The organism is Brevundimonas sp. GW821-FHT10E09 (assembly GCF_058809375.1).
Genome location: NZ_JBXASO010000023.1, coordinates 1 through 12,121 on the forward strand (window position 1 = coordinate 1; position 12,121 = coordinate 12,121).

Below are 12,121 nucleotides of genomic sequence, written 5' to 3' on the forward strand. Positions count from 1 at the left end.
TTCCCCTCAAAACCTCCGAAACCGAAGCTCCGAAGCCCTCAGGGCCGGCCCGTTTCCGAGCGAGGCGGCTCTATACGTAGGGGCCATTTCGTCTGCAACAGGATTCTGACATTCCCGCGAAGATTCTCGCCAACTCCCGATCGGCGAACAGCCGCGCTTGCCGCAGGGGCGCCCGCCCGCGCGGCGCTGGAACCGGACTCCTTTCAGATCGTTCTTGATCCGAAGCGGGGCCTCAATGCTGTCGAACTCCATGCCTGCGCCCCCTGAGGCTGCGGCCGACGCGCCGCATGTTCTCGTCGTTGAAGACGAGTTTCTGATCCGAATGCTGGTCTCAGATCACCTTCGTGATGTGGGCTTCGTCGTCATCGAGGCCTTCAACGCCGACGAGGCGGTCGCGATTCTGAAGTCGGGCGCTTGTATCGACCTGATCTTCACGGACGTACGCATGCCGGGGTCGATCGACGGGCTCGGGCTTCTGGCCTACGCACAACTTGGTCAGCCGAGGATTCCCGTGCTCGTGTCCTCCGGCCACCTCGAGCCCGAGACCGCCTATGCGGGCGGCGCCGCCGGTTTCCTGCCGAAGCCCTGCGACCTTGACGTTCTGGTCGTCGCGATGAGGACGGCCCTGGCAGCCGCCGCCTAGCAGATCGGCCTTCTGGCGCATTCAGCCTCGGCGACGGCTCTGGCCTTCTCGCGACGATAGTCCCTGCATGCCCCGCCGACCGAGGTCGGCCCTGTCCGCCCGGATCGAGGCCGTGCGCCTGGACGGCGCGTCCGTGCGACACCCTCCGTGCGGACCCTGGGCGGAATCACTGCGGCTTAATGGCGATGGCGGAAAGATCGGTCTGGGGGTCCAGAGGGACGCCCGCAGCCTTGCGCTCGGAATAGCGGTCGACCAGCTGGGCCGCGTGGGGGCGCAGCAGGATCGTGAAGCGCACCAGTTCCTCCATCACATCGACGATCCGGTCGTAATAGCTGGAGGGCTTCATCCGGCCGTCGTCGTCGAACTCGTTGAAGGCCATGGCCACGCTGGACTGGTTGGGGATGGTGAACATCCGCATCCATCGCCCCAGCAGGCGCAGGGTGTTGACGGCGTTGAAGCTCTGCGACCCGCCCGAGACCTGCATCACCGCCAGGGTGCGGCCCTGGGTCGGCCGCATCCCGCCCAGGCTGAGCGGCAGATGGTCGATCTGCAGCTTCATGATCCCCGAGACCTGACCGTGCCGCTCCGGGCTGCACCAGACCATGCCCTCGCTCCAAAGGGCGTGTTCGCGCAGTTCATGAACCGCCGGATGGTCGTCCGCGACATGCTGGTCCGTCAGCGGCAGATCGCGCGGATCGAAGATCCGGGTTTCGCACCCCATCCACTGCAACAGCCGCGCCGCCTCCTCGACGCACAGGCGCGAATAGGACCGGTCCCGGAGCGACCCATAGAGCAGCAGGATCCGGGGCGGCGGGTCGTTCGGCCCCAGCCCCGCCGCCGGATCGCGCGCCAGATAGGCCGGGTCCAGGGCGGGCAGATGATCGGGGTCCGGCAGGGGCCGCAGACGGTCGAAACTCATGAAATGGCCTTGGTCATATAGGCGGCGGACGCCGGGCAGAGCGCCGCGAACTCGCGCGTCCGAAGGATGGCCTCGGGGGCCGTCTCACGCGCGCCGCGCACAAATCCTCGTCGAGCGAAGAAGGCCTCCGCCGTAGTCGTCAGCAGGTGCAGGGTCTCCGCCCCCAGATCCCTGGCCACGTCTTCTGCGGCGGTCAGGAGGCGCGCGCCTGCGCCCCGCGCCCGATGATCGGGAAGAACGACCAGCGACCGCAACAGCAGATGCCGGCCCTTGCCTTCCAGCCCAGCGTAGCCGACCAGGGCGCCGTATTGGGTCGCGCCGAAATAGCGGCCGGCGCCAGGCTCGGGCAGGCCGGCCTCAGCCAGGGCTGCGATCAGGCCGTGATCGCTGGCGTCAACCACACGCAGGGCGACCATCAGGCGTCCGCCGGCGGGGCCGTGTCGGCGAACCAGCGCCGCCCCATCCACAGGGCGACCGACACCAGCAGGATCAGCACCGGCACTTCGACCAGGGGGCCGATCACCGCAGCGAAGGCGACAGGCGACGTCAGGCCGAAGGCGGCGATGGCCACGGCGATGGCCAGTTCGAAATTGTTCGAGGCGGCGGTGAAGGCCAGGGCCGTGGTGCGCGGATAATCCGCCTCGATCAGCCTGCCCATCAGGAAGCTGACCACGAACATCACCAGGAAATAGATGGTCAGCGGCACGGCGATGCGCAGCGCATCCAGCGGCAGGGCCACCACCTCGCCGCCCTTCAGGCTGAACATGGCGACGATGGTGAACAGCAGGGCGACCAGGGTCATCGGTCCGATGCGCGGCAGGAACCGGGTCTCGTACCAGGTTTCGCCCTTGCGCCGGATCAGGACCAGGCGGGTCAGGAAACCCGCCAGGAACGGCACGCCCAGATAGATCAGCACCGCCCCCGCTATGGTCCAGAAACGGATCGCGACCACGCTGCCCTCCAGCCCGAACAGCGGCGGCAGGACCGACAGGAAGAACCAGGCGTACAGGCTGAAGAACAGGATCTGGAAGATGGAGTTGAAGGCGACCAGGCCGGCCACATACTGGTTGTCGCCGCGCGCCAGCTGGTTCCAGACCAGGACCATGGCGATGCAGCGGGCCAGGCCGATCAGGATGACCCCGGTCATATATTCCGGCTGATCCCTGAGGAAGATCACCGCCAGGGCGAACATCAGCACCGGCCCCAGCACCCAGTTCTGGAACAGGGACAGCAGCAGCACCCGCCTGTCCGCAAACACCTGCGGCAGGGCCTCGTAGCGCACCTTGGCCAGGGGCGGATACATCATCAGGATCAGGCCAATGGCGATGGGGATATTGGTCGTGCCGACCGACAGCCCGTCCAGCCAGGCCGGCAGGCCGGGAACGAAGGCGCCCAGCGCCACACCCAGCCCCATGGCGACGAAGATCCACAAGGTCAGCCAACGGTCGAGGAAGGACAGCCGCCGGGGCGCGGCCGCAGAGGCTGGGGCGACGGGCGTATCGACCATCAGCGAACCCTCCGCCCCTCGGCGTCGATCACCACTTCGCCGTCTTCCTTGACGAAGGGTTTGAGCCCGTCCTCGGGCAGCAGATCCAGCACGGCCTCGGACGGCCGGCACAGGCGCACGCCGCGCGGCGTCACCACGATGGGACGGTTCAGCAGCACCGGATGGGCCTCGATGGCGTCCAGCAACTGGTCGTTGCTGACGGCCGGATCGCCCAGACCCAGCTCGGCGAAGGGCGTGCCCTTCTCGCGCAGGAGATCGCGCAGCGGCGCGCCCGTCCGCGCGGCCAGGTCCTGGATCAGGGCGCGGCTGGGCGGCGTCTTCAGATATTCGATCACATGCGGCTCGATCCCCACGTGCCGGATCAGCGCCAGGGTGTTGCGCGACGTCCCGCAGGCGGGGTTGTGATAGATGATGACGTCCATGAGGTCCTCAGTCGCGGCAGGGCGCGAGTTCGGCGAGCCTGGGCTCGCAAAGATCGGCGCGCCCCTGGCAGCAGTCCTCCAGCAGGAAGACGGTCAGGTCGCGCAGTCGGCTCAGATCGGCGCGATAGATGATGGACCGGCTGCGCCGCTCGGCCGTGATCAGTCCGGCCCGCGACAGCACGCCCAGATGGGCCGACATGGTGTTGGCCGGGATCGCCAGCCGATTGGCGATGTCGCCGGCGGCCAGTCCCTCCGGCTCATGCCGCACCAGAAGCCGGAACGTCTCCAGACGCGTGTTCTGGGCGAGCGCGGCCAGGGCGAAAATGGCGATCTCTGATTCCATACTTCTACTATAATGGAAATATTAGGACGGACAAGCGACCGAGGCCTGGCGATGTCGCCGATCGGCGTGGTCGTCCTGCTCGTTCCGGCCATGCTGACGCCGGGCCCTCCGAACCCGACGGCGGTGATTCCAGCCCACCCGCGAACAGAGGCGGATGCGTGCGCAGCAGATGACGTTGAAAGCTCCGCAGACGGATTTAGCCCCCGGGCGGCCGGCTCAGCGGGGATCAGGACCGTTTGGCTGCCGCGGGATACGGATCTGCAGTTCGCTGCGTGGGAAGTCGAGGGCGTAGGCGTCGAGGTTGTTCAGAAGATCGGCGCCGAGGATCAGGCTGGGACCGCCTTCCGCCCCAGCGTCGTCCGCCTCGCCCGCGATGAATATCAAGGGCGCCTCGCGGAAATTCACCGGACCCAATCTGATGCGGCCGACGACCCCTTCCAGGACGACCGTCCCATGCTGCGTCGCACCCCGGATCTCACCCGCCGGCGTGAGCCGCGGATCGGTTTCCGCCCAGCCCAGCGCACGAAGGGCTCCGCCCGACGCCACGGAGACGGCCGCGCCGGTATCGACGAGGGCGGTGAAGGTCACCCCGTCGATCTCGACCGGCACCGTCAGGAGGCCGCTGTCATCCAGACGGCCCGCCACGGCCACGAAGCCGTCGGCCGCCGCACCGGAGCGTTCGAGGCTCAGGCGGTTGGCGGCGTGATCAAACAGAAGACGATCTCCAGTGAACCTCTCCATGCCGATAATGCCGCGCGCCTCGGTGACGCCGGCGTTCGGAAGGGCGAGCATCCCGACGCTCTCGACGTCGAACAGGGGGGTCTTGAAGCGATCAACACCGTACAGGCCGGCTTGCTGCTGGCCTGCGACGCCGCCGATATTCATCTCGCCTATGGCGAGCAGTTTCAGTTCGTCGACCAGGGGCAGGGTGACGAGACTGGTCTGGGCGGCGGTGTCGACCACCATGCGGAACGGCCCCTTGCCGTTGATCTCGGCGTCTAGGGTCGGCCGACCGCGCGTGTCGCGGGTCAGGACCGCGACCCTCGACACGGCGGGCGCCGCTTCGGCCTGCGCGGGCGGCAGCTGCGGCTCCCCGGCGGGGGCCTGCGTGCTCAGGGCCAGACTGGCGATCAGGATCAACGCGTGCATGAAGGGCTCCAGGACAGATCGACCTCTGTACCGGACCAAGCTGATCGGAAGCTGGCGCCGTCTGCCCAGGACCGGATGCGTTGCGTGACCCTTCCCCAGGGCCGAGCCTCAGGGCCGGGCCGGAATGTTCGGATCGAAACGCAGCGCCACCTCCGCCCCACCGCCGGCGACCTCGCCGATCACCACCGCGCCCTCGTGGCGATCAACCACCGCCTTGACGATGGCCAGACCCAGCCCATAGCCGCTGCGTCCGGTGGAGAACCGGGTGAAGGGCTCAAACAGCGTCTTGATCTGTTCACTGGGTATGCCCGGCCCCTGGTCGCAAACCCGAACCCAGCCGTCCTTGTCCAGTCGAACGACGACACGCTGGCCCTGCGCCGAAAACGACAGGGCGTTGTCGATGACGTTGCCGATCGCGGTCTCGACGAGGCTGGGATCGGCCCAGAGCCCATAGCGGGTCACCTCCCGCTCGAAGACGAGATCGAGACCGCGACGGGCCGCGACGACCTCCCGCTCGCCCACCGCCCTGCCGGTCAAGGTCACGAGATCCGATTCCTTCAGGGGCTCCGGAGCCTCGCCGATGGTCATCAGTTTGAGCAGCTGATTGGCGAGATTCGTCAGGCGCCGAACGTCGGAGATCAGCTTGTCCTTCAACTGCCCGTCGTCCATGATTTCCAGCCGCGTTCTGAGCACCGTCAGAGGCGTGCGCATTTCATGCGCAGCGGCGGACAGGAAAAAGCGCTGACGCTTCTGGGCCTCGTCGACGCGCACGATCATCTGGTTCAGCGCCGACACGAGCGGCGCCACTTCCAGCGGCAGACCCTTTTCCGGAAACAGCTCGCTCAGATTGTCGGGATCGAGATCGCGCGCCATGGCGGCGACCCGCCGGATCCGCAACACGTTCGCCAACAGGATTATGGTGAAGACGACGAAGGCCGCCCCTACGGTAAACAGGAATATCCCGCCGTAGCTCCATATGAACTTGCCATAGAGCCGGGCCGAGCCTGCGGCGGCATTGGTCGTGGCGTGTTCGATCCCGGCGTATTCATAATAGCTCGCCTGTCCGCCGCAGTCCGAATAGGCGAGGAAACTGCGACCTGGGCCGCCGGGATCGCTGTTGGTGTTGGTGAGGCAGAGGCCTGGATAGACCTTCGTCAGATTCTGGCTCTGCAGCCGGTCGAACGCCAGGCGGATGAAGAAGGGCGTTCCCTCTCCGGAGCGGAACTCCCGCCCCTGCACCCGAACAAAATAGCGGAACTTGGGATTGTGCGCCTTGATGTCCCGCAAGACCGGATCGGCTTCCAGGTCGCCGCCGGCTCCCGCCTGCTCGCGTTCAGCGAAGGCGAAGCGGCTTAAGACCTCGGATGCGCTGGCTGCGGTGACCTCCAGAGGATCAGCGACGCCGGTCGGCTCGACCGACAGCAAAGGACGCAGGGTGAAGAAATAGACGCCGAAGCCGACGAACAGGATGGTGATGATCGCCAGTTGCGCGAACATGGATCGGTGCAGGCTTCTTAGCTTCAGGCCCAATCCATCCTCCTCGCCCCAAGGCGTCCCTGCCCCACCCTAGCCGATGCGCGCGCCGCGTCGAAGCCGCACATCGGGCCTTGGTCCGCAAGGTCAGTCGGCGGCGGAGGCCAATGCTGCGAAAGGAGCCATCACGGCAGGGCTGGCGGCCTGCCGTTGGGCCAGGCGCGCCAGATCGCCGCGTATCCGTCGCGCTGCCCCCTGATCCGGGAAGGCCGCCAAAACGGTCAGGAACGCGGCGGCGTCAGGAGCCGGATCCCCGGGATCGGCATAGTCGCGGCGGGTCGGATAAAGGCTTTGCAGCAGGGCGGCCTGAAGCAAGGCGCCGGCAGTGGCGCTTTCGCCCGCCCTCCCATAGGCGCGTGCGGCGGCCAGCCTCATCCCCGCTGACGGCGACATGACGAAACGAAGCTGCCGCGTCAGACCGGCCAACTGCTGTGCATCGAGCGCGACAGGCGCGCCCTGCTCCAGGGCGAGGAAGAGGGCCAGGTCGTGCAGCCTGACGGGCGGACCGCCAAGATCGGCGGACAGGGCGTCCAGGCGCGCTTGTCCGCCCCCCTGGCCCCACTGCGCCTCGGCAACCCGGTCATAGAGCCGCATCTGTCGGCCCTGCATCGCCCCGGAGAGACTCGAAAGCTCGTCTTCAAGCTCCTTGATGACGGCCGGGTCGCGCGTGACCATTGCGACGACAGGCGCGCCGTAACCGGCCGCCGCCGGATCCGCGAGGCTGTCGATCAGCATTTGACGGTTGCTGGCGTCGCCGTCCTGACGGCCTTGCGGAACGGTCGCACGCCATAGACCCCGGAGAATATCGCCTCGAGCGACGCCCGGCGTGTCGTCGGCGGCCAGGCGATCCAGGGGCCTCGCGACCGTCACCGGCGTAAACTCCGGGTCCTGTACAGCCAGAGCCAGCACGGCCGGCGCCTGGGGAAACCGTTTTTGGTAGGCGGACCATGTCGGTGCGAACGCGCTCGGCATGTCGACCTCGCCGGCCCGCGTCGCCATCGCTCGGCTTGTGAGCTGGCGGATCCACTCGGGGTCGTCCAGATCCACGCTCGCGGCTTCGGCCGTCCGCGCCGCAGCGTCCGGATCGCCCGTCAGTCGATAGGCCAGACCGAGCAGGGTCCCCAGCACCTGATCGTCAGCCCGGGTCGTCGCGAACGGGGCGGCGGTCGCGACGAAGGCGGAAAAATCGCCCGCCCTGGCCTGGATCAGCAACAGAGCCGCGACATAGGCGACGTTGTCGGGTTCGACGGAGACAAGCTTGGCGTAGGCCGCGACGATCCTGGGATCGACCGACGCCTTGGTCGCTTCGCCGCGCAGAAAGCGTCTCTCGAAACGGGCCGTCTCCTCCCGGTTCGGCCGGGAGGTCGCCAGGAACGCGTCGAACGCGGCCTCGCGCTCAGCCCCAAAGCGCTGAGCCAGCAACGTGCCGAGGCTCAGCGGCGGCTGCGCCATCGCTTCGGTCATTGCGCTCAGCGCCTCGAAGGCGCCTGCGCGGTCGTCGGCGAACCAGGCCGTCAGCACCTCAGGCGTTCGTGCGCTGTCTGCATACCGAGCGGCCAGGACCCGTGACGCGGCCAGCAGGACTTCACGGTTCGCTGCGGGTGCGTCGAACCGTAACAGCAGGGATGCGAAAACGCCGCCGCTGTTGTCCGACTGCGAACGTTCGGCCCCGATGTCACGGATCAGCACGGCCTGGAGACGATCACGTTGCGCGTCGCTCAGAGGTGAATCCAGCAGATGAGCGGCGATGGCCTCCTGCAGGCCCGAGGCTGATCCGGTCCGCTCCATCCGCTCGACCAGAGCTTCGTACAGGTCCACGAGGCGATCGGGATCGAACCTTTGGGTCAGCAACTGCAGCGGCGTCGGTCCGCCTCGCGCCCGCCCCGCCGCCCCCGCCACCGGGAGCGGGTCATTGCCGCGCGAGACGAGCAGCGGGATCAGGACGTCATCGGACAACAGACGACGGCCGGCGGCGGCCTCCAGCTTCGCAAACCGTGCAGGATCGACGCGATAGACGTCATACAGCGCCAGGGCGTCGAACGAGGTGTCGGCCAGAGGCGCGAGTATGTCCTCACGAACGACCTCGGGACGCCCCAGGTCCGCCGCCTTGAGCAACAAGGACACCAGCATGGGCGGTTGATTCTGGGTCACGCCCTTTTCGCGTCCGGCCCGCCACGGAGCATCCGCCGCAATGGCCTGGTCGGCCAGGGCGCGAATACGCGCGCGGTCGCCGGTCTCGAAGGCCAGGGCGAGCGCGAGATCGAAGTCGGCGTTTGTCGCGGCTTGACGGCCCAGATCCACGATCGGCCAATCCTGGCCCGCCGCCGTCGTCAGGCCGGCGGCAGGCGCATGCACGTCGGCCAAAGCGCGTCGGGCCTCGGGGTCGTCGCGGAAAGGCGCCAGAAGGGCGTCTTGCGTCGTTTCCAACTCATCGTCGTTCAGGAAGGTCGCAAGCCGCTGATTGATGGCGACCACAAGGGCCAGGCGCGGAAAGTCCGCCAGCCTGGTCGCCGGGGCGGCCCCGACGGTCTGCGACCTCTGCGCCGCGGACTGCGCCGTTTGACGCCAGAGCGCGATCCGCGCCTGGGTCTCGCCTTCGGGCCAGGTCAACAAGGCGCCCTCGATCAGGGTGGGGGCGTACTGCGCCGCATCGAGCGCCTTCAGGGCGTCGCTGGCCTGTTGCGTGGGCTGGCGCTGCACAAGGCTGTTTAGGCCCTTCCAATAGAGGGCGGCGGCCTCGGACGCCTGCCCCGACTGTTCCATCAGAACAGCCGTGTGCGCGATCAGATCAAGATCGTCCTGATCCTGCAGCAGGGCCACGCGGTAACGGGCCAAGGCCTCTCGCGTCATTCCGGCCTCGGCGTAGGCCTGGCCCCGCAAGGCGTCGACGTTCACCAGTCCCCCGATGTCGCCCATCAGCGCGAAGGCCCGCTCGGCGCCGGCGACATCGCCCGCCTTCAGCAAGGTCTGGGCGATATCCGCATAGACTTCCGGCGGATAGGGTTTGCGCATCGCCACCAGCCGGCGGCCGTAGATCGCCTTTCGGACGGGATCGCCCGCGCCGGTTTCGCTGGCGGAGGTCAGGCTGATCAGTTGGCGCAGAACCGCCGGCTTCTGGTCGCCCGCCACCGCGAGCGACGCCTGGAGCGCGCGCAGCTGCAGCTCCGGATCCCCGCGATCCTGGCCGATGTCGCCGACCAGGGACGACAGCCGCACATCATCCCCGTCCTGCAGAATACGCTCCAGGACGGCGCGCCTGGCCCAGCCCAGCCTCGCCTGGGACAGATCGGCCGGAACCCCCACGCTGTTGGCGTCTCCGGCGGCCAGCACGTCCAGAAGCCCGTTCAAGGCGGCGACAAAGGCCGCGCCGCTCGGCGCCGTCTCGGCCTTGAACTGCAACAGACTGGCGGCCTCCGCGACCCGCCCTTCCGCTTTCAGCCCTCCGGCATATTCCAGCAGCGCATCGACATCCATCGGGGCCAGGGCCAGAGCGCGGCGATGCTGGACAAGCGCTTCGGCGTTTCGATAGCCGGACGCATAGATGGAGGCCGCGAAACGCGCGGCCTCGACATCGTCGAGTTTTCCGGCCGCCCGCATCTGCGCCATCAGGGCGTCGACCCGGCGATTGCGATCCGCATCGCTTTCGGCCGGATCGGGGAAGCGAAGCACATTGATGATCAGGCGGCGCAGATAGGCGTCGGCGTTGGCCGGGTCGACCTGGGCCAACCGGGCCAGGCTCGCGTTAAGACCGGCGTAGTTCCTGAGCCGGGCCTGGACGGCCGCCAGTTGCTCCAGGGTTCGCACCTCGCCCGAACGTGAACGCTCGGCATAGCGGCGCACCGCGCGTTCAGCGCCGGCGCCGTCCTGCTGCGCGATACGGATTTCGACCAGAAGACTGACTTCGCCCTGATCCGCCGCGCCCGAAGCGATCCGCGCCTCCAGTTCAGCGGCGATAGGCTCCATCTGACCCGTCTGTTGCGCGGCGCGAATGATCTGCCGTTGCAGGAAGGCCTTGCGCGCCGGAAGCCGAGTTCCCGCCCAAAGAGCCCGCCAACGGGTCAACGCCTCCGCCGGCTGACCCGCAGCGAAGGCGAGATCTGCGATATGGGCCTGCTGGTCGTCGTCCAGAACCCCGCCGCGCGCCTGGACGTCCAGCAGGGTTTCGAGGGCCAGATCCTGCCGGCCCAGACGTTCGTAGTTTTCGGCGACGGTGACCAGGGTCGCCGTGTCGCCCTGCGCCGCCGCCGAAAGAGCGCGCAGGCCCGCCTCTGCGTCCGCCTCCCGGCCCTGGTCGATGGCGGTTTCGACCTCGAAACGCCGAATCGCGACAGCGACGGCGGGCGTCGAGGCTGCATCGCCCAATATCCGGGAGGCCTGGTCGCCCATCACCATGGCGATCATCTTGCGCGCCGTCTCGATCTGCACGTCCGGCCTTGCGCGGTTGGCGACGGCCAGGCTGCGATAGACCGCCACCGCCTCATCCGACCTGCCCTGCTCGAGATAGAGGGCCGCCAGACCATCGGCCCAGCGCGGATCGGCCGGCTGGGCACGGATCAGGCGCCGATATTCGGCCTCGACTTCCGTCGTTCGACCGGCGGCGCGAAGCACGCCCAGCAGTCGCTCGCGCAGCGCGGCGTCCCCGGCCTGTTGAACCATGGCCACGGCGTTGTCGTAACGCCGCAACTCCAGCAGCACGTCCAGCCGCGCCTGATCCACCTCCGGCCCACGCGGCTTATGCGCCAGGAAAGCCTCCGCGCCCGCCAGCTGATCGGCCGTCCGATAGGCCTCCACGACCAGGGCGAGGGCGTAGAGCCGATCTTCCGTCGTCGCGGCGGCCTCGACCGCGCGCCAGGCGGAGGATGCAGCCGCGTCCGGCGAACCCTGGCCGATAGCCCAGTCCGCCAGCCGCACGGCGTCGCTATAGCGCACGGCGGCGTCGTTTCGAGGACGATACAGGGCGGCGGCGTCCCCCGGTCTCCCCAGAAGACCGAGCACGGCCGCCGCCCGGTTCGCCACAGCCGCATCACCCGAGCCGGCCAGTTGAGACAGGGCGTCGGGCCTTCGTCCCGTCACGCCGATGATCGCCAGGCGACGGTCCAGCAGGGCGCGCTCTTGCGCATCGTCCGACTGCGCCCGCGCGCGTTCGTACCAGACGGACGCCGCCCCGGCCTGATTCTGGATGTCGAGCAGCCGCCCGCGCAGCAGCATGGCGTCCGTCGTTCGGCAGCGGTCGAGGGCGGCGGAAACCGTGTCGGTCGCCGCATCGACATCGCCGTCGCGCCATTCCAGCACGGCTTTCAAAACGGCGACTCGGCAGGCGCGATCGGGATCGGCTCCGGCCGACAGTTGATCCAGCCGGCCATAGACGCCGCTCAGGTCGTCGGCGAGCACGGCCTGGGCGTACAGCCGATCCGCCGCAGCAAAGTCGAGACGGGCACCGGACAGGACGGCGTCGATCAAGGCGCGTGCGCTGGCGTCGGTCCGTGTCGGCGTGTTCGAGACCTCGCCGGCAGGCGACGCCGCCTGCGCCGTCACGGACGGGGCGACCGACACGCCGAGGCTGAGGCCGAGCGCCAGAAACAGGGAGCGTGATCGCAAAGTCATG

At 68.1% G+C, this 12,121-nt stretch carries 9 protein-coding genes; 1 reads left to right on the top strand and 8 read right to left on the bottom strand.

Annotated elements, in window-relative coordinates:
- Positions 1–235: 235 nt before the first annotated feature.
- The gene (locus tag AC1RSI_RS15985; protein ID WP_154726922.1) at positions 236–643 is read left to right on the top strand and encodes a response regulator; all 408 of its coding nucleotides are present in this window, start codon (positions 236–238) and stop codon (positions 641–643) included.
- Positions 644–809: 166 nt separating this feature from the next.
- Here the strand turns inward: AC1RSI_RS15985 and arsH are convergent, their stop codons facing one another.
- The 8 genes from arsH to AC1RSI_RS16025 all read right to left on the bottom strand — a co-directional run bounded on the left by arsH (position 810) and on the right by AC1RSI_RS16025 (position 12,120).
- Positions 810–1,562: an arsenical resistance protein ArsH gene (gene arsH / locus AC1RSI_RS15990; RefSeq protein ID WP_008262206.1), complete on the bottom strand. Its 753-nt coding sequence runs from the start codon at positions 1,560–1,562 to the stop codon at positions 810–812.
- The gene (arsN2, locus tag AC1RSI_RS15995) at positions 1,559–1,978 is read right to left on the bottom strand and encodes an arsenic resistance N-acetyltransferase ArsN2 (protein ID WP_154726923.1); all 420 of its coding nucleotides are present in this window, start codon (positions 1,976–1,978) and stop codon (positions 1,559–1,561) included. The genes arsH and arsN2 overlap by 4 nt, the downstream gene beginning before the upstream one ends.
- Positions 1,978–3,069, bottom strand: a complete 1,092-nt coding sequence (gene arsB / locus AC1RSI_RS16000) for an ACR3 family arsenite efflux transporter (RefSeq protein ID WP_154726924.1) — start codon at positions 3,067–3,069, stop codon at positions 1,978–1,980. The genes arsN2 and arsB overlap by 1 nt, the downstream gene beginning before the upstream one ends.
- Complete coding sequence (gene arsC / locus AC1RSI_RS16005; protein ID WP_154726925.1) at positions 3,069–3,491, bottom strand: arsenate reductase (glutaredoxin); 423 nt, start codon at positions 3,489–3,491, stop codon at positions 3,069–3,071. The genes arsB and arsC overlap by 1 nt, the downstream gene beginning before the upstream one ends.
- 7 nt (positions 3,492–3,498) lie before the next feature.
- Positions 3,499–3,834: an ArsR/SmtB family transcription factor gene (locus tag AC1RSI_RS16010; RefSeq protein WP_008263976.1), complete on the bottom strand. Its 336-nt coding sequence runs from the start codon at positions 3,832–3,834 to the stop codon at positions 3,499–3,501.
- A 216-nt stretch (positions 3,835–4,050) separates the two neighbouring features.
- Positions 4,051–4,983, bottom strand: a complete 933-nt coding sequence (locus AC1RSI_RS16015) for an aspartyl protease family protein (RefSeq protein ID WP_154726926.1) — start codon at positions 4,981–4,983, stop codon at positions 4,051–4,053.
- A 108-nt stretch (positions 4,984–5,091) separates the two neighbouring features.
- Positions 5,092–6,480, bottom strand: a complete 1,389-nt coding sequence (locus tag AC1RSI_RS16020) for a sensor histidine kinase (RefSeq protein WP_008262230.1) — start codon at positions 6,478–6,480, stop codon at positions 5,092–5,094.
- 123 nt (positions 6,481–6,603) lie between these two features.
- Positions 6,604–12,120 carry a hypothetical protein gene (locus tag AC1RSI_RS16025; RefSeq protein WP_291756104.1) on the bottom strand — a complete coding sequence of 1,839 codons (5,517 nt, stop codon included), beginning with the start codon at positions 12,118–12,120 and terminating at the stop codon, positions 6,604–6,606.
- Position 12,121 lies beyond the last annotated feature (1 nt).